The 18,353-nt window shown below is 48.2% G+C and carries 15 protein-coding genes; 14 read left to right on the forward strand and 1 reads right to left on the reverse strand.

Annotated features, from left to right (window positions below; translation table 11 throughout):
• Window positions 1–1,270 precede the first annotated feature (1,270 nt).
• The gene (locus tag HMPREF2955_RS07025; protein WP_044077739.1) at window positions 1,271–2,002 is read right to left on the reverse strand and encodes a DUF5036 family protein; all 732 of its coding nucleotides are present in this window, start codon (window positions 2,000–2,002) and stop codon (window positions 1,271–1,273) included.
• A gap of 385 nt (window positions 2,003–2,387) precedes the next feature.
• On the opposite strand from HMPREF2955_RS07025, the gene HMPREF2955_RS07030 reads away from it, so the two are divergent.
• The 14 genes from HMPREF2955_RS07030 (at window position 2,388) to HMPREF2955_RS07090 (ending at window position 17,664) form a co-directional block, all read left to right on the forward strand.
• Complete coding sequence (locus HMPREF2955_RS07030) at window positions 2,388–4,271, forward strand: beta-galactosidase (protein ID WP_070722171.1); 1,884 nt, start codon at window positions 2,388–2,390, stop codon at window positions 4,269–4,271.
• Between the two features lie 285 nt (window positions 4,272–4,556).
• On the forward strand, window positions 4,557–5,456 hold the full coding sequence (locus HMPREF2955_RS07035; protein ID WP_070722175.1) for a serine O-acetyltransferase: 900 nt from the start codon (window positions 4,557–4,559) through the stop codon (window positions 5,454–5,456).
• A gap of 15 nt (window positions 5,457–5,471) precedes the next feature.
• Complete coding sequence (locus tag HMPREF2955_RS07040; protein WP_070722177.1) at window positions 5,472–6,989, forward strand: THUMP domain-containing class I SAM-dependent RNA methyltransferase; 1,518 nt, start codon at window positions 5,472–5,474, stop codon at window positions 6,987–6,989.
• The gene (locus HMPREF2955_RS07045; protein ID WP_070722179.1) at window positions 6,979–9,165 is read left to right on the forward strand and encodes a S9 family peptidase; all 2,187 of its coding nucleotides are present in this window, start codon (window positions 6,979–6,981) and stop codon (window positions 9,163–9,165) included. Before HMPREF2955_RS07040 ends, HMPREF2955_RS07045 begins: the two co-directional genes overlap by 11 nt.
• A 5-nt stretch (window positions 9,166–9,170) precedes the next feature.
• Window positions 9,171–10,439: a phosphoribosylamine--glycine ligase gene (purD, locus tag HMPREF2955_RS07050; RefSeq protein ID WP_070722180.1), complete on the forward strand. Its 1,269-nt coding sequence runs from the start codon at window positions 9,171–9,173 to the stop codon at window positions 10,437–10,439.
• Window positions 10,440–10,560: 121 nt separating this feature from the next.
• Window positions 10,561–11,493 carry a hypothetical protein gene (locus HMPREF2955_RS07055; RefSeq protein ID WP_070722182.1) on the forward strand — a complete coding sequence of 311 codons (933 nt, stop codon included), beginning with the start codon at window positions 10,561–10,563 and terminating at the stop codon, window positions 11,491–11,493.
• Window positions 11,478–11,930, forward strand: a complete 453-nt coding sequence (locus HMPREF2955_RS16540) for a YqaA family protein (protein ID WP_070722184.1) — start codon at window positions 11,478–11,480, stop codon at window positions 11,928–11,930. The genes HMPREF2955_RS07055 and HMPREF2955_RS16540 overlap by 16 nt, the downstream gene beginning before the upstream one ends.
• A gap of 1 nt (window position 11,931) precedes the next feature.
• A complete protein-coding gene (locus HMPREF2955_RS16545; protein WP_083317652.1) occupies window positions 11,932–12,771 on the forward strand; it encodes a metal ABC transporter solute-binding protein, Zn/Mn family in 840 nt (279 codons plus the stop codon).
• The gene (locus HMPREF2955_RS07070; RefSeq protein WP_070722186.1) at window positions 12,768–13,538 is read left to right on the forward strand and encodes a metal ABC transporter ATP-binding protein; all 771 of its coding nucleotides are present in this window, start codon (window positions 12,768–12,770) and stop codon (window positions 13,536–13,538) included. Before HMPREF2955_RS16545 ends, HMPREF2955_RS07070 begins: the two co-directional genes overlap by 4 nt.
• A gap of 350 nt (window positions 13,539–13,888) precedes the next feature.
• Window positions 13,889–14,029, forward strand: coding sequence for a hypothetical protein (locus HMPREF2955_RS16210; RefSeq protein ID WP_154650701.1), 141 nt, complete (start codon window positions 13,889–13,891; stop codon window positions 14,027–14,029).
• A 7-nt stretch (window positions 14,030–14,036) separates the two neighbouring features.
• Window positions 14,037–14,690 carry a ribulose-phosphate 3-epimerase gene (rpe, locus tag HMPREF2955_RS07075; RefSeq protein WP_070722188.1) on the forward strand — a complete coding sequence of 218 codons (654 nt, stop codon included), beginning with the start codon at window positions 14,037–14,039 and terminating at the stop codon, window positions 14,688–14,690.
• Between the two features lie 260 nt (window positions 14,691–14,950).
• Entirely contained in the window at window positions 14,951–16,411 is a 1,461-nt protein-coding gene (locus HMPREF2955_RS07080) for a sodium:solute symporter (RefSeq protein WP_070722223.1), read from the forward strand.
• Between the two features lie 470 nt (window positions 16,412–16,881).
• Window positions 16,882–17,244, forward strand: coding sequence for a hypothetical protein (locus tag HMPREF2955_RS07085; RefSeq protein WP_070722225.1), 363 nt, complete (start codon window positions 16,882–16,884; stop codon window positions 17,242–17,244).
• A 6-nt stretch (window positions 17,245–17,250) separates the two neighbouring features.
• Window positions 17,251–17,664, forward strand: coding sequence for a hypothetical protein (locus HMPREF2955_RS07090; RefSeq protein WP_070722190.1), 414 nt, complete (start codon window positions 17,251–17,253; stop codon window positions 17,662–17,664).
• The last annotated feature ends 689 nt before the right edge of the window (window positions 17,665–18,353 follow it).

Consider the following 18,353-nt stretch of genomic DNA (forward strand, 5'->3'; position numbering starts at 1 on the left):
ACTCATCAACTCACTAACTCATCAACTCACTAACTCACCAACTCACTAACTCAAAAACTTAAATTCCTGTCTTTTATTTTACAAAATCGTTCTAATTTTCACTCCGTTCTAGCGAAAAAATCGGTCATAAAGTAGGTAAAAATCCACTATTTCTAGCTCTTCACGCATCTCGTTTTGTCTATTTTTAAGACCAAAACCTGCATTTTGCACCATTTAGCCTTTCTAGTTTAGCTGCCAACTCGTAATTTTTCATGCCCAATTACCCGCTTTTAACCCCTAAAATGCCACTTTTTAATGGCTATTTTGTCCTTTTCGGCCATGTTTTCAATAACTCTAAAAGATATTATTTATACCATTACGATGTATTTTTATTCTTTTCGCCTCGCATTTAGCAGCATTTTGCACTGCATTTAGCATCAAAACGCACTGCGTTTAGCACCAAAACGCATTGCATTTAGCACCAAAACGCATTGCATTTAGCATCAAAACGCACTGCATTTAGCATCAAAACGCACTGCGTTTAGCACCAAATTACAGTGCTTTTAGCAGCAAATAGCCCAAAAGCTGGTACAAATGGCGGTCATTTTAAATAAAAATTCATTTTGTCGTATTCACGGGTTACCCCCTTTTTGCATCAAATCCAACCTTCGCGAGAATCGATTTTTTGCGGCAAGATAACAATCGGTGGACAAAATGGGCACTCAGAATGTTAAATTCTCTACTAAAAATTAGACAATAAAAACGATTATGCCACGTACAAGCGCATGGACAACAATATGGAAAGCACGTACACTTACTACCGCCAGTGCGAGCGGCTGCAGGCCAAACATTAAAAGTGAGGACAACTTCGTAATTTAAGCTATGTATGGCGAGGGCGAGATTTACTTTTAAGTTAAATTGAAAAAATCAAGAAAACTAATATACCTTAAACATTCCTAGTTTACAGTAAGATTATCTAATTTATTCTAGAAGAGTGTTACCTTCGGGAAATTTAACCCAAATCCAACATTAGAGCCTATGCTGATTTTGTTTGATTGTTAAGCATAAGGTCTGTTTTATTCTTGAAGTCTTAGCGAGCTACGTCAAGAGAATAAAACAGGCAAGATGCCGACAAGCAAACGAAAGACGAACAGGAAGCGATGCATACAACTTAAAATAATTGACAAGCAGTCTAATGCCCAATTGGGGTTTAACAAAAAAAACTGGTACGAACACCAAGACAGTATTCATACCAGTTAAAGATACGGAGTATTTTCTACATCAACTATAATTAACTGACAACATAGAAAAGCACTTTTGTGCATATACTCCCTTGTCTGATATATAAGTCAAATTCCTCCCTCCTAGAAGAACCATCGCTCCAATAATTTGGTTTAATTATAAGCTTACCATCGTTTATTTGAATATCGAAAATGTTACCGATAGATTTTATTTTTTCTCCTTCACAATATTCCGCACCTTTTGGCACGGGGATTTCTATTTTGCTACCAGCAGTATTCACCATACTTCCAATAACACTTCCTTTTGCAGGAAGAGTTCTAGAAGATACTTTAGACTTCACAAACTTAACAACAGCTCCTTTGGTCACGCCATTTTCCTTGATAGGCTCTTCCACTCTTAGTTTATAAAAGTCTGTTTCCAATGGGACGGCAAATGTTCCAGAAGGAAATTCTATTAAATCGGCATTCCTGAAAAAATGGTAACTGTGATTATATTGTACCGCAGCCGTCCGAACTCTGTTTTCCAAGTCGGCTTGCCACTTCGTATTTGACAAGGAAGTATTGCCAGCATCAACAATACACCAATAGCCATACTCCGACGTAAAATTACCCGCGTTGTCAATATAATATCCAGTACTCTCAAACAACGTTTTACCATTATCCTCATTCATCATGTTGAGGGTTGTGCTAAACACTTCCGACTCTTCATCGTCATTCTTGCTACTACATCCTGCTAAAAATAGAAGTAGCATTAACGGCATAAGTTTAAGCAATTTATCCATAATATAAGTTTTTAGTTGATAAAGTTATTGTTGGATATTTGCAAATATACGAAGAAATTAATTTTCAACAAAGAAATACTTCACCTTTTTGAGATTCCGCAAATGTTCCGTTATATTTCTTACAGGCACGACAGAGTTATATATAATTAATCCACACATAACCACATCGAGTTAAAAGCACATCATGCCCATCATTTGTTTAGTTACGCAACACCTTGCCACTCGTTAAATTTATCTAAACCTCCATTATATTAGTTCTCATCTACCAATCTTTTGTTATTTTTGTACCGATTATCGCCAATGCCCGTACAACGAGCCATGCGATGCCACAAGAAGACAATGAACTAAAACCGAAACCCGATATTTTTCTAACTAGAATAGACAGATGAAACATCTTAAATTCTTGGCCGTGGCAGCCTTGATGTTGCTTGCCGCAACAAATGCCGAGGCCAAACAAAACAAGCAAACAAAAACTACGCGTAACACTTTCGCCATCGCAGATGGCCAATTCGTTTACAACGGTAAGCCCATGCAATTGCATTCGGGCGAGATGCACTATGCCCGCGTGCCTGCCCCTTATTGGCGTCACCGAATGAAAATGATGAAGGCAATGGGCTTGAACGCTGTTGCCACATACGTGTTTTGGAACTATCACGAAACAGAACCCGGCAAGTGGGATTGGAAAACGGGAAACCGCAACCTGCGACAGTTTGTTAAGACGGCTGCCGAAGAAGGTATGCTGGTTATTCTTAGGCCTGGTCCCTATTGCTGTGCAGAATGGGAGTTTGGCGGCTACCCTTGGTGGCTGTCTAAGGCAAAGGGCTTGGTGATACGCGCCGACAATCAGCCATTCCTCGATTCGTGCCGTGTTTACATCAACCAATTGGCCTCGCAGATGCGCGACTTGCAGATAACCAAGGGCGGACCAATCATTATGGTGCAGGCCGAAAACGAGTTCGGTTCGTATGTAGCACAACGCAAAGACATACCCTTAGAAACCCATCGTGCTTATAGTGCCAAGATTAAGCAGCAATTGCTCGATGCGGGTTTCGATGTTCCCTTGTTCACATCAGACGGAAGTTGGCTTTTCAAGGGCGGTACGATAGAAGGCGCACTGCCAACGGCTAACGGAGAAAGCGACATCGAGAAACTTAAAAAGGTGGTAAACGAATATAATGGCGGCAAAGGTCCGTACATGGTAGCCGAGTTCTACCCCGGATGGCTGTCGCATTGGGCAGAGCCTTTCCCACAAGTAAGCACCGAGTCGATAGTGAAACAAACCGCCAAGTATCTTGAAAACGGCATTAGCTTTAACTATTATATGGTGCATGGCGGAACAAACTTCGGCTTTACGTCGGGTGCCAACTACACCACCGCCACCAACTTGCAGCCCGACCTCACCTCGTACGACTACGATGCACCCATCAGCGAGGCTGGTTGGAACACGCCTAAGTACGATGCGTTGCGCGCATTGATGATAAAGAACGTTAAGTATAACGTGCCTGCCGTGCCCCAACGCATTCCCGTTATAGCCATCCCCAACATCAAGCTGAACAAAAGTGCCGACGTGTTGAACCTGCTTACCAAGGGTAAAGCCGTTGAAAGCGATAAGCCACTTACCTTTGAAGACCTGAACCAAGGGCATGGCTACGTGCTATACAGAAGACACTTTAACCAACCCATCGGCGGAATGCTGAAAGTTGCCGGCTTGGCCGACTACGCTTTGGTTTACGTAAACGGCCAGAAGGTGGGCGAACTAGACCGCGTTAGCGATGTGGACAGCATCGAGATAAACATTCCGTTCAACGGCGTGCTCGACATCTTGATTGAAAACATGGGCCGAATAAACTACGGCGCACGCATCACCCAAAGCATCAAGGGCATTAACGGACCTGTGGTTATCGACGGAAACGAGATAACGGGCAACTGGCAGATGTACAAACTGCCCATGAACGATGCTCCCGACGTTAACGCCTTGCCTACGGCCAACAACAAGGGGCTGCCTACACTCTATTCGGGAACGTTCAACCTAGACACCACTGGCGACACTTTCCTCAACATGGAGACCTGGGGTAAGGGCATCGTATTTGTTAACGGCATTAACCTTGGCCGCTATTGGAAACGCGGACCGCAACAAACGCTCTACCTTCCCGGTTGTTTCTTAAAGAAGGGCGAAAACAAGATTGTGGTGTTCGAACAGCAAAACGACACACCTCAAACAAGCGTTGCCGGACAAACCACACCCATATTGCAAAAGTTGGTGAAGTAAACGGCACGCCCCCGAAAGCTATTTTAACAGGGTGCATCGTGCATATCTTTTACCATTATAATAACGGAAATGCGTGAGTTCGACGGGTTCGTACTCACGCATTTCCTTATCAGCGGTCAAGTAGTTGCACATTTTAATATAAATTTCGGCCTTAATCTGTTGACAAATGATAAATTATTGCTACTTTTGCACTAAATAGGCTGTATTCGCAAAGGCCAAACAAGCACCTCTTGCAGGCACTAGCGGCAACACCACACATACATCTACATTGACATAACAACATTGATGACCACTGCCGACTTAACGCGCACGCTGACCCATATCGCGGAAGAGCTTTCGGATGCCAAGGCATTGAAAGGCATTTTTCACCAACACAAGGATGGAAACCCTATCCCTTCGGGAGAGGTTCTCAAAAAGATTGTGGACCTGTTGCGTGCCATTATCTTCCCCGGATATTACGGCAAGTCTACCGTTAACTCGCGCACCATCAAGTTTCATGTTGGTGTTAATGTAGAAAAACTCAACCAACTTCTTACCGACCAGATACAGGCAGGCCTGTGCTTTGCCAGCTGCGATGGCTGCAACACAAGCGACACCGACACCGACATGCGCTGCACAGCCGAAGAAATGTCGATAGACCTGATTAAAAGGCTGCCTGCCGTGCGCCAAATGCTGGCTGCCGACGTGGCCGCCATATACAACGGCGACCCAGCAGCAGGCAGTTTCGGCGAGATAATATCGTGCTATCCATCCATCAAGGCATTGGTTAACTATCGCATTGCGCACGAACTGCTGCTTATGGGCGTGCCACTGATACCGCGAATGCTAACCGAAATGGCGCATTCGGAAACGGGAATAGACATACACCCCGCTGCACAGATTGGCCAACACTTCGCCATCGACCACGGTACGGGCGTTGTTATCGGGGCTACCTGCATCATTGGCGACAACGTTAAGCTGTATCAAGGCGTTACGCTTGGCGCACGAAGTTTCCCCAAGGACGAAGATGGCAACCCCATTAAGGGCATAGCCCGACACCCGATATTGGAAGACGACGTGGTGGTTTACTCTAATGCCACCATCCTAGGCCGTGTAACCATCGGCAAAGGCAGCGTGGTGGGCGCCAATGTGTGGGTAACAGAAGACGTGGAGCCTAATACGCGCATATTTAAGAAAACGAAATAACAACAACTATATACAATGGAATTCGAACTCATAGCCAAAACTTTCATGGGCCTGGAACCCGTTTTGGCCAAGGAGCTTACCCAAATGGGGGCAAACAACGTACAAATTGGCAGGCGTATGGTGTCGTTTACGGGCGACAAAGAAACGATGTATCGCGCCAATTTCCAACTGCACACGGCCATTAGGATTTTAAAACCTATCGCCAAGTTCAAGGCAAGGTCGGCCGACGACGTGTACGAGGAGATACAAAAGATTGATTGGAGCAAGCATATCGAGGAAGGAAAGACTTTCTCGGTTGACTCTGTGGTGTACTCGGAAGAGTTCCGCAACTCACGTTTCGTTACCTATAAGGTGAAAGACGCCATCGTGGACCAGTTTCGCCAGCGCACGGGCAAACGCCCCAACATATCGGTGAGCAACCCAGACATACGTTTGAACATCCACATTGCCGAGTACGACTGTACGCTATCGCTGGATTCGAGTGGCGAAAGTCTGCATCGCCGCGGTTACAGGCAAGAGTCGGTGGAGGCTCCGCTTAACGAAGTGTTGGCCGCCGGCATGATATTGATGACGGGATGGCAAGGCGAAACCGACTTTATCGACCCCATGTGCGGGTCGGGAACGCTCGTGGTAGAGGCCGCACTTATCGCTCGCAACATCTCGCCAGGCGTTTTCCGCAAGAGCTACGCTTTCGAAAAGTGGCCCGACTACGACCAAGAGCTGTTCGACAACATATATAACGACGACAGCAACGAACGCGAATTTAACCACCACATCTACGGTTACGACGTAGATATGAAGGCTGTGAACACGGCACGACTAAACGTTCGCGCATCGGGACTTACCAAAGACATCACCATTGAGCAAGCCGACTTCAAGGATTTCAAGAAACCTGAGAACAAAAGCATACTCGTTACCAATCCGCCTTACGGCGAACGCATCTCTACACCCAACCTTCTTGGGACATATAAGATGATTGGAGAGAGGCTTAAACACCAATTCATGGGCAACGATGCGTGGGTGTTGAGCTATCGCGAGGAGTGTTTCGACCAGATTGGACTGAAACCATCCATCAAAATTCCCGTATATAATGGGTCGTTGGAGTGCGAATTTCGCAAGTATGCCATATTCGACGGGTCGTTAAAAGACTTCCGCCAAGAGGGTGGAGTGGTAAAAACCGACGAAGAAAAGCGCCAAATGGCCGAGAAAAACAGGTTTAAGAAGAACCGCGAATTTAAGAAAAGGCTGGACGACGACGGTTCGCAAGACACCGACGACATACGTTCGTACACCTTTAAAAACCACTTCGCGCACACCGAGGAGCGCAACGAAGAACGCAAACGCAAACGAACGACATCGTATGCCGACCACGATGACAAGCGTGGTGGCCGTTCGTCCGAGCGCGGCGGGAAGCCCTTCGCAGGCAAAGGCAAAGACTTTAACCGCAAAGGAAAGAGCTTTGAGCGCACAGACAAGCGCGGAGGAAAGAACTTTGGACGTAATTCTGCTAACTTTATAGACCATGACGATTAAACAACTTATCGTGGGAGCGATGCTCTCAACAATGATTTTCGCACCGCAAAGTATGTCGGCACAGAAACAATTCACACTGGAAGACCTTAATTATGGTGGTAACAACTTCCATAACATGGTACCCAAAAACCGCTACACCGCATGGTGGGGCGACCAACTGGTGCGTACCGATGCGGAGTTTTGCGCACTGATAGACAAGAACACGGGCAAAGAAACCCGCCTGTTCAGCCTAGACGACGTTAACCAATGGGTTGAATCGGCTGGCAATATCAAGGTGCGTTCGTTCTATCACGCCACTTTCCCCTACCCCAATCAGCCGCTCGTGCTGCTCACCGCAAGCAAAACACGCATGTTGGTGAACTGGAAAACCAAACAGCTGGTATGGAAACAAGATACGAAAGACGAGAGTTTTGCCGATTGGAACGCCCAATCGCGCGCCGTTGCCTTTGTTAAAGGCGACAACCTCTACGTATGTAACGCCCAAGGAACACATAAACAACTGACGAAAGACGGTAGTCGCGACATCGTTTACGGACAAAGCGTGCATCGTGACGAGTTCGGCATATATAAAGGAACGTTTTGGAGCAACGACGGACAGAAACTTGCGTTTTACAGAATGGACCAATCAATGGTGGCCGACTATCCTTTGGTAGACATCGACACACGTATCGCCACCGAAACACCCGTTCGTTATCCTATGGCAGGAGAGAAATCGCACCTCGTAACCGTAGGAATATACGACTTGAAGACGGATAAGACAGTGTATCTCAACACGGGCGACCCCACAGACAGGTATTTTACCAACATCGCTTGGTCGCCCGACGGCAAGCTGATATACCTTATCGAACTGAATAGAGCACAAAACCACTACTCGCTAGACGCTTACGACGCTACAACGGGAAACAAAACGGCCACGCTCTACACCGAATCGAGCGACAAGTACGTGCATCCCATGCACGCCATCACGTTTCTGCCCTGGGACAACAGCCGCTTTATACTGCAAAGCGAGAAAGACGGATACAACCATTTGTACCTGTTCGACACTAGCGGAAAGCAAATTAAGCAACTTACAACGGGCAAATGGATCGTGATTGACTTGATGGGATTTAACGCGAAGACCAAAGAGGCCATCATACTTTCTACGGAGGCCAGTCCTATTCAGAACAATCTCTACGCCGTTAACCTACAAACGGGCGCACGCCGACTGCTGGATAATGGTAAAGGATGCCACGCCAACACCACTGGCGAAGGCGGTTCGCACAAGATAGCACTAAGCTCTTCGGGGCAATGGATACTTGACAGCTACACCGAACCCACCGTTCCACGCAACATCGACATCGTGAACGTGGCCTCGGCAAAGGCAACTCGCTACTTCACTGCCGACAATCCCTGGAAGGGTTACACCGTTCCCGAATACTCGTGTGGCACAATCAAGGCTGCCGACGGCACCACCGACTTGTATTACCGCATGGTGAAACCCACCAATTTCGACCCGAACAAGAAGTACCCCACCATCATTTACGTGTACGGAGGGCCAGGAGTACGCAACGTTGAGGCACGTTGGCACTATTGGTCGCGTGGTTGGGAAACTTATATGGCACAGAAAGGCTACCTGCTTTTCATTCTCGACAACCGCGGAAGTAGTGCACGCGGTCTCGCATTCGAGCAGGCCACGTACCATCATCTTGGCGTAGAAGAGGTGAAAGACCAGATGAAAGGTGTTGAATATCTCACCTCCTTACCCTACGTAGACAAAGACCGCATGGGCGTACATGGATGGAGTTTCGGCGGATTTATGACCACCAACCTCATCACCACCCACCCCGAAGTGTTCAAAGTAGGCGTTGCTGGCGGTCCTGTTATCGACTGGAAGTGGTACGAAGTGATGTATGGCGAACGCTATATGGGTACACCACAGAACAATCCCAAGGGCTATGCCGAGAGCAGTTTGCTGCCAAAAGCCAAGAACTTAAAAGGAAAACTGCAAATAATAACAGGCATGAACGACCCCGTTGTGGTGCCGCAACACTGCCTGAACTTCTTGCAAGAGTGCATCAAAGTGGGCACACAGCCCGACTTCTTTGTGTATCCGGGCGAGCCACACAACATGCGCGGACACCAAAGCACCCACTTGCACGAACGTATTTCACAATATTTTGACGATTATCTAAAATAAAACGGATGAACATTTTACTGTTGGGAAGTGGCGGAAGAGAACACGCGCTTGCCTGGAAGATAGCACAAAGCACCAAGGTTAGCAAGCTTTTCATCGCCCCTGGCAATGCTGGAACGGCCACAGTGGGCCAAAACGTGGACATCAACGCCAACGATTTCGACACCTTAAAGCGTTTCGCGCTCGACAACGACGTGCAAATGGTGGTGGTAGGACCAGAAGACCCGCTGGTGAACGGCATCTACGACGACTTCAAAAACGATGCTCGCACGGCTCATATTCCCGTTATCGGCCCATCGCGACAAGGCGCAACACTCGAAGGCAGCAAAGACTTCGCCAAGGCTTTCATGGCCAGACATGCTATACCCACAGCGCGTTACAAAACCATTACCGCACAAAACATCGACGAAGGACTGGCTTTTCTCGAAGAACTAAAAGCCCCCTACGTGCTGAAAGCAGACGGACTGTGCGCTGGTAAGGGCGTACTTATCTTGCCAACACTGCAAGAGGCGAAGGCCGAATTGCGCCACATGCTCGACGGTATGTTTGGAAACGCCTCGGCATCCGTAGTTGTCGAAGAGTTTCTCAGCGGCATAGAATGTTCTGTTTTCGTGCTAACCGACGGCAAAGACTATCAAATTTTGCCTGAGGCTAAGGACTATAAGCGCATTGGCGAACACGACACAGGTCTCAACACGGGCGGTATGGGCAGCGTTAGTCCTGTGCCTTTCGCCACCCCAGAGTGGATGAAGAAGGTGGAAGAGCGCATCATTCGCCCCACGATAAACGGATTAGCAGAGGAGGGAATAGACTATAAGGGGTTCATTTTCTTCGGACTTATCAACGTGGAAGGCAACCCAATGGTTATCGAATACAACTGCCGAATGGGCGACCCCGAAACAGAAAGCGTGATGCTTAGGCTCAAAACCGACATCGTCGACCTCTTCGAGGGCGTGGCCGAGAGCAACATCGCTAGCCGAAATGTAGCTTTCGACGAGCGTGCTGCCGTCTGTGTGATGCTCGTTAGCGGTGGTTATCCCCAAGAATATGCCAAGGGTTATCCCATCGAGGGCATCGAAAACGTGGCAGAAAGCATCGTGTTCCACAGCGGAACAGCCCTTAAAGACGGCCTGCTTGTTACCAACGGTGGGCGCGTTTTGGCGGTTAGCTCGTATGGAAAAGACAAGGCCGAGGCACTACAAAAGAGCTTCGAGTCGGCAAATGCCATCCGTTTCACCGACAAGTATTTCAGAAAAGACATCGGTCAAGACTTGTAACAACCACCTCGCCCCTAGCGAGAAATGTACAGCAAAAGCCCTATTAGGGATTCGAACACCGCCGTGTGGCGCAACGAACGATAGGCAACCGGCGGCCAACAACCGCCAGTAACATATAGATATGGTAGTAAAGAGATTACAAAACAAGATTGCGGAAAGCAGGATGACACTCTCCTTCACGGCCGTTTACGCCGTGTTGGTGTTCTTGGCAAGCGGACTAGTGGGCAAAAACCTCTGGTTCCAGTTCGCATGCTTGGCCGTTTCCACCTACCTCATGGTAGAGTTCAACAACGTCAATGCCCTGCTAAGGGTTTATAGCCGCATGATTTCGTGCGCCTTCCTTGTGCTGGCGTGCGCGGCCAACTATCTTTTTGCCTCGCCGTCGGCCGCCTTAGTGCAAGCCTGTTTCGCGGCTTTCTATCTCATTGTGTTCAATGCCTACCAAGAACGAACGGCATCGGGCGTAACCTTCTACGCCTATTTGTTCATTGGCGTGGCCTCAACCGGGTTCGTTCAGATTCTCTTCTTCGTGCCATTGCTATGGATTTTGCACGCCACCAACGTGTTGTCCATGAGCTGGCGCAACTTCTGGGCATCCGTCCTAGGGCTAATCGCCCCCTATTGGTTCGTTGGTGCTTACTTGGTTTACACCGGTCAGCCCGAAGTTTTCGTGCAACACTTCATCGACTTGGCCCTCTTCGCCCCCCTATTCCAGTATCAAGAGATAGACCACAACCGCATCGCCACCTTCCTTTTCGTTGCACTTGTTTCGCTAATAGGTATTATCCATTACTTGCGAAGTAGCAGAAACGACAAGATACGCAACCGCATGATTTACGAAATGGTGATAGTGGTAGACCTCTTCACCATAGCTTGCATCGTGCTACAACCCCAACACGCCGACAACTTGCTGCCCATACTCATCATTAACACGGCAGCACTTATCGCCCACTTCATCACACTCACCCGTACGGCAGCCACCAACATCGTGTTTTGCGTGCTGTTGCTCGCCTCAGTCTTACTCACCGTCTGCAACTTATGGATTCCCTTATAGCCCTACTCATCAACTACGGATATTGGGGCATGTTTCTCTCCGCCGTGTTGGCGGGCAGTGTCATCCCTTTCAGCAGCGAGGCCGTTATGGTTGGCTTGCAAGCTGCTGGCTTAGAGCCGTGGCCACTCATCTTATATGGCACCGCAGGCAATGTTATCGGCGGCATGATAAACTATGGTGTGGGCCGAATGGGGCGCACAGATTGGATAGAAAAGTACCTGCACGTTAAAAAAGAGAAACTCCAACGAGCCGAAAAATTCATGGCAGGAAGGGGTGCATGGATGGGATTTTTTGCCTTTCTGCCCATCCTTGGTAGTGCCATAACCGTGGTATTAGGCCTTATGCGCGCAAACGTAGCCATCACCGTGACTAGCATGACAATAGGAAAATTCATTCGCTTCGCCTTACTTGTGTTTGGCGCAAGTTTCTTACTTTAAAATGCTTATGTACAAGAAAATATCCCTTTTCTTCGCTTTCGCGGTTCTGTTGCTCGCCTCTTGCACGATGGTTAAGGGCGGGAGCAAGCGCACGGTTATGGTAACTATCGAGCCGTTGAGGTATTTTGTCGAGGCTATTGCAGGCAATCGTTTCGACGTTAAGACGATGGTACCCATCGGCGGAAACCCAGAAACCTACGAACCTACCGCGCAACAGATGATAGAACTATCGCACAGCGACCTCTATGTGAAAGTAGGCAGCATCGGATTTGAGCAGACTTGGATGAAAAGACTGAAAGCAAACGCTCCGCATACCATCATCGTTGACTCCTCCGAAGGCATCGAACCCATCGAAAGTACCGACGGCATACCCGACCCACACACGTGGATGAGCTGCAAAAACGCGGCTATCATCGCACAAAACATCTATAAGGCGTTGCTGCAAATAGACAGGGAAGACAGCCTTTACTACAAGGCGAACCTCGAAACGCTGCTCACAAAGATTGAAGAAACAAGCAACCAAATTCGAGAAAACCTCACCAGAGAGAAGTCCACCTCCTTCCTTATCTACCATCCCATACTCACATATTACGCCAACGAGTTCGACTTGCACCAGATTTACATTGAAGACGAAGGGCGCGAGCCCTCTGCCGCGCAGATAAAAGACATCATCAACAGCGCAAAGGCCAGTCAGGTGCGTGTGCTTTTCATGCAAAAAGAATTTGCCAACCGCAACTCAGAGACCATCGCAAACGCTGTGGGTGCCGAAGTAGTTGAGTTTAACCCACTGGCCTACAATTGGGAAAAAGAAATGATAAAGGTAGCCAAATCGCTGAAATGACCGCTTTGAAACAACCCCTCATCAAACTTGAACACGTTTTTGCAGGCTACGAAGAGAAGGTGGCCCTGCAAGATGTGTCGTTGGAAGTGTTCGATCACGACTTCCTTGGCGTCATCGGGCCTAACGGTGGCGGCAAAACCACCCTCATGCGCGTTATTCTCGGCATGATGAAACCCTTCTCCGGCAAGGTTTCCTACTTCCGAAATGGTGTGCACGTGCCCGAACTCACCATTGGCTACCTGCCACAATACAACGACATCGACCGCCAATTCCCCATCGCCGTAGAAGAAGTGGTGCTGTCGGGGCTTAGCAAACAAAAGAAACTTTTCGCCCCCTTCAATGCCAATCATAAACAACAGGTGGCACTAACGCTCGAAAAGTTGGGTATGGCAGACTTCGCCAAACGCCCCATTGGGTCGCTTAGCGGCGGACAATTGCAACGCGTGCTGCTGGCACGTGCCATCGTTTCGCGCCCCGAAGTGGTGGTGTTAGACGAACCGAACACCTATATAGACAAGCGTTTTCAAGAGCAAATGTACCAAATGCTCGACGTCATCAACCACGATTGCGCCATCATCATCGTGAGCCACGACGTTGGAACCATCCTCCAAAACGTAAAAGCCGTGGCTTGTGTCAACCGAACACTACACTATCACGATACACCAGAGATTTCGAGCGACGAGTTGAGCGAACATTTCGGCTGTCCAATCGAGCTGCTAGGGCATGGCAACATGCCCCACCGCGTGCTGAAAGCACACGAAGACTAGCAGGCGGCGGCAGAAACAAATCAAGGTATGTTGCCAAAACAAAGAAGAAGCGAACGTTTTTCGACAAGCCCCAGTCATCATTCAGAGAAAGTTAACTGCCGTGCCAACGCATAAACTTGTTGGCTTATCTTCTTGTCTACCCCAACTTGTTAACTCCCAAACTCGTCAACCAGTCTTCTTGTCAACTCCCAAACTTGTCAACTCCCAAATTTGTCAACCCGTTAACTCGTCAACTTGTCAACTTGTTCACCCGTCAACTAGCCCACCCGTCAACTCCCCTTAAATATTTATCCACAACGCATACAATAAAATACAACACAAGGCGTTACTTCTATATACACTATATTATTATGGTAATATCGCCTATGAAGTATTTTACACCCGAAGAGCTTAAGCCCTCAGAAAAAACCCTTAACATGATAAGGCAGATTGCCCATTGTTATAAATCCATACAGGTAAATGGCCAACGTTACACCATTTGCCTAAACTAAACGCATGATGAAAAAGCCACTGATAGCCCCTTCCTTACTCTCGGCCGACTTCTTAAACCTTAACGCCGAGGTGCAAATGATTAACGAAAGCGAAGCCGACTGGTTGCACATGGACGTGATGGATGGCACATTTGTACCCAACATCTCGTTCGGGTTCCCCATTCTTGACGCCGTTGGCAAGGCTTGTAAAAAGCCCATGGACGTGCATTTCATGATTGTGCACCCCGAAAACTACATCGAACAGACGGCAAAGGCAGGTGCTATGCTCATGTGCGTGCACCAAGAGGCATGCGTACACCTGCACCGAACGGTTGCCAAGATACACGAAACGGGCATGAAAGCAGGCGTGGCACTCAACCCTTCGACACCCGTGAGCATGCTCGAAGACATCATCAACGACATTGACCTTGTTCTACTGATGAGTGTAAACCCTGGTTTCGGTGGTCAGAAGTTCATCGAAAACACCCTTAACAAGGTAAAACGCCTACGCCAACTTATCGACAGCACAGGCAGCAAGGCCCTTATCGAGGTAGACGGCGGCGTACAAGCGCAAACAGCTCCCTTGCTTATTGAGGCCGGTGCAGACGTGCTTGTGGCAGGCAACTACGTGTTTAAGTCGGCCAACCCCAAAGAAACCATTCACCAGCTGAAAAGCCTATAAGGCACGGCTCGGCCTTCTTTCCCATTTGCAGGCGGCATTGCCATTACGTACATAGCATGCCTATAACACGATAGGCGTGTGCCATCATGCCCCATATAGGCAAAAAAAACATCAGCGGGATGCACACCATGTGTGCATCCCGCTTACGTTTAAAGGTCTTCCCCCACCCCATCGGCATAGGCAAACAACACCTCCCACAACAAACTAATGCCACAGAACATCAGGCTTTTCCATGCAAATGTCGTAACTTTGCACGCGTTATGCTCATCATCTTAACCATACTCGCATATTTTGGCTTGCTCCTTATATTTAGCAAGCTCACCTCTCGGCGTGCCGACAACGCCACTTTTTTTCGTGCCAACAAACGTTCGCCTTGGTATATGGTGGCCTTCGGCATGGTTGGCGCATCCATTTCGGGCGTTACTTTCGTTTCCGTTCCAGGCATGGTCAATGCCATCGGCATGACCTACATGCAAACTTGCTTAGGTTTCATCGTGGGGTATTTTGCCGTAGCCTTCCTCCTTCTCCCCATTTACTACAAGTTAAACCTAACCACCATCTACACCTACTTAGACAAAAGGCTCGGTTTATCGGCCTATCGCACGGGCGCGGGCTTTTTCATCCTGTCTAAAATCTCTGGTGCAGCCGTGCGTTTCTATGTTGTTTGCATGATATTGCAACGCTTTGTGCTCGATGCCTTAGGCATTCCCTTTGCCTTAACCGTGCTTACGATGGTGGCCTTGATATGGCTTTACACGCGCAAAGGCGGCATCAACACCCTTGTTTGGACAGACACCTTCCAAACTTTTTGCATGTTTACCGCCCTCATCCTCATCATTTGGCAAGTTATTGGCGCACTAGGCATGTCGCCAACAGCGGCCATACAGGCCGTTGCCGCCGACGAAAGGAGCAAGATGTTTGTGCTAGACGACTGGGTTTCAAAACAAAACTTCTGGAAACAGTTTATCAGTGGCGCCTTCATCGTAGTGGTGATGACCGGACTCGACCAAGACATGATGCAGAAAAACCTAACATGCAAAACCCTTCGCGAGGCCCAAAAAGACATGTGCACATACGGTTTCGCCTTCGTACCCGCCAATTTGCTGTTCCTCGCCCTTGGCGTATTGCTCTCCATGTTGGCCGTTCAGCGAGGTGTGCCGCTACCCGACATGGGCGACGAGCTGTTACCCCTCTTCGCTGCCAGCGGTTCGTTGGGCACACTGGTGGTTGTGTTATTCACCATCGGCATTGTGGCCGCATCTTTCAGCAGTGCCGACTCTGCACTCACCGCCCTAACCACCTCGTTTTGCGTTGACATCTGCGGCAAACCCTACGACGAGCGTCTGCGCAAGCGCGCCCACCTAGGCATGGCGGCCGTGTTTGCACTCTTCATCCTCCTTTTCCGCGCCGTAAACTCCACCTCGATGCTCGATGCCATATACATTCTCTGCTCGTACACCTACGGCCCATTGCTCGGACTGTTCGCCTACGCGCTATTCACTCGGCGCAACGTTGGCGGCAAGTGGGTGTTGCCCGTATGTTTGGCCGCTCCCCTACTCTGTTTCGTCGTCGAAACCCTCACGCAGCAGTTCTCCACCTACCGCTTTGGCTACGAACTTTTGATGCTCAACGGCGCACTAACTTTCATCGGCCTATGGCTCACAGGCAACAACGAAGTCCCAAACCGACAAAAAAACAGCATATTTTCAACACCCCTTTAAACCTTTAACGCCAATAGGCGTCAAAGCATTAAACGACAGAGGACGAAAATAGGCAGGCGCGCCCCCGCTTTCCACAATCGTGTGGGAACGAGGCCAACGCACTGCCCCACAGACAAGCCGGCTTGCGAAGAGGCTCGTGGCGCGTCGCGTCGCACCATTTGTTTAGGCAGGTCGCTGCGATTAGTTTCCGCATATCCTACCCTTACAAGGCCATTCCCTGCCGGAGTTTGCATCAACCGATGCAGACTAGTCTTCTAGCTTGTTGGCTTGTCTTTTCGTTTTATCAATGTCGAGTTTCTATTAATCACCTTTGATGGCTTATCGAGTTTTAGCAGAGCATAGTGCGCTTACCTTTAAAGAGGCAAGCGAAAAGCGCCCGTAAAAGCCATTAAACAGCGGCTGCACACAACGAACTTGTAGCTTGGTGCGGTTTTCAGGACACGACATAAATGCTTAAAACAACTCCCATCATGGAACAAACCAAACATTCGGCCGATGCCAATCTACGGCCTTTCAGCGTTCCAAAAGGTTATTTCGATAACCTTCCACCTGCTGTAATGCAAAAAATAGACGGCCAAAACGAGCAAGCTGCCCCCAAACGGCGCACCCCTCGGCTGCTACGCCCCATCTATATTGCGGCGGCAAGCCTTTGCGCAGCCATTTTTGGAGTTGCCGTATATTTGGGTTCAAGCTCCCAATCGCCGTCTGCCGCCACATCCGTCCCCCCACATCCCACCATCGCCACTACCATAACCGGTGCCGATAGGGACGTTGTGGCCGACTATACGATGATGGACAGCGAAGACATATACGAACAATATTCCGAAATATAAGCTGAAATGAAAAAATCTCTACTTACATTACTATTCACATTTGCAGCCATAAGCATGGTGGCGCAGCCGCCACACAAGTTCGACCCAGAGCAGTTTCAAGCCGAACTAGAAAAATTTATCACCGCCGAAGTGTCGCTTTCGCAAGCCGAAAGCGCGGCTTTCTTCCCTGTTTATCGCGAGTTGCGCAAAAAACAGCGCAACATATTCGAACAGATTAAGCGCTATAAGTACGTTAAACCCACCGACAACAAGACGGCTGCCGAAGCCGTTAAACAGCAAGACAAGCTGGAATTGGAAATGAAAGAGTTGCTGAAAGACTACCACATCAAGTTTATGGCCTTGTTGCCTGCCACTACGGTCTTTCAAATCCTCAAAGCCGAAGACAAGTTTCACAGGCAATTGTTTAAAGGGAAGAAATAAAACCTAACGGCACCAAAGCCATAACCAATGGCGACTCCGGCCAACACGCAAGCCATGCACCAAATAAAGCGCATGGCTTGCGTTTGTTTTTAGTCCAGATTAGCGACAGGCCGCAGAAGTCCAGTTACTATCTTCAAACTTAATACAGGCTAACACAGGCTTTTATTCCAAACCAACCTGTCATTCCCAAAGCAACTACGTTCAACTATAACAGCTCACAAACTAAGCAACTCATAAACTCAACAACTTTCAAACTGATGAACTGACCAACTTAATAACTCATGAACTCGCAAACGAACCAACTCATAAACTCAACAACTTAAAAACTTAAAAGCTTTCGCCATACTTTACAAAACACACTTCGTTCACCACCTACTTCTAGGGAGAAAAAGGGTGAAAAAGCATGCAATTAACCACGTTTTTCAGCCTTGCACAATTTATTTTTAGTCCATTTTTGCGAACAACACCTGCATTTTGCACCATTTAGCCTTTCTAGTTTGGTTGAAGGCCCGTAATTTTTAATGCCCAATAACCTGCTTTTAGCCACTAAAAAACCACTTTTTAATGCCCATTTTGCCCTTTTAAGCCCTGTGGTTGATGGCTCAAGAGGGTTATATTTATACAACTGCGGTGGAATTTCTATACTTTTCGTCTCGCGTTTAGCGGCATTTTACCCTGCGTTTTGCACC

It is taken from the genome of Prevotella sp. HMSC073D09, assembly GCF_001814145.1.
GTDB lineage: Bacteria > Bacteroidota > Bacteroidia > Bacteroidales > Bacteroidaceae > Prevotella > Prevotella conceptionensis.

Coding starts and splice junctions, on each gene's coding strand:
- HMPREF2955_RS07085 (WP_070722225.1), top strand. CDS start 16,882: ATGGAACAAACCAAACATTCGGCCGATGCCAATCTACGGCCTTTCAGC.
- HMPREF2955_RS07025 (WP_044077739.1), bottom strand. CDS start 2,002: ATGGATAAATTGCTTAAACTTATGCCGTTAATGCTACTTCTATTTTTA.
- HMPREF2955_RS16540 (WP_070722184.1), top strand. CDS start 11,478: ATGGATTCCCTTATAGCCCTACTCATCAACTACGGATATTGGGGCATG.
- purD (WP_070722180.1), top strand. CDS start 9,171: ATGAACATTTTACTGTTGGGAAGTGGCGGAAGAGAACACGCGCTTGCC.
- HMPREF2955_RS16545 (WP_083317652.1), top strand. CDS start 11,932: ATGCTTATGTACAAGAAAATATCCCTTTTCTTCGCTTTCGCGGTTCTG.
- HMPREF2955_RS07070 (WP_070722186.1), top strand. CDS start 12,768: ATGACCGCTTTGAAACAACCCCTCATCAAACTTGAACACGTTTTTGCA.
- HMPREF2955_RS07030 (WP_070722171.1), top strand. CDS start 2,388: ATGAAACATCTTAAATTCTTGGCCGTGGCAGCCTTGATGTTGCTTGCC.
- HMPREF2955_RS07055 (WP_070722182.1), top strand. CDS start 10,561: ATGGTAGTAAAGAGATTACAAAACAAGATTGCGGAAAGCAGGATGACA.
- HMPREF2955_RS07045 (WP_070722179.1), top strand. CDS start 6,979: ATGACGATTAAACAACTTATCGTGGGAGCGATGCTCTCAACAATGATT.
- rpe (WP_070722188.1), top strand. CDS start 14,037: ATGAAAAAGCCACTGATAGCCCCTTCCTTACTCTCGGCCGACTTCTTA.
- HMPREF2955_RS16210 (WP_154650701.1), top strand. CDS start 13,889: ATGGTAATATCGCCTATGAAGTATTTTACACCCGAAGAGCTTAAGCCC.
- HMPREF2955_RS07035 (WP_070722175.1), top strand. CDS start 4,557: ATGACCACTGCCGACTTAACGCGCACGCTGACCCATATCGCGGAAGAG.
- HMPREF2955_RS07040 (WP_070722177.1), top strand. CDS start 5,472: ATGGAATTCGAACTCATAGCCAAAACTTTCATGGGCCTGGAACCCGTT.
- HMPREF2955_RS07080 (WP_070722223.1), top strand. CDS start 14,951: ATGCTCATCATCTTAACCATACTCGCATATTTTGGCTTGCTCCTTATA.
- HMPREF2955_RS07090 (WP_070722190.1), top strand. CDS start 17,251: ATGAAAAAATCTCTACTTACATTACTATTCACATTTGCAGCCATAAGC.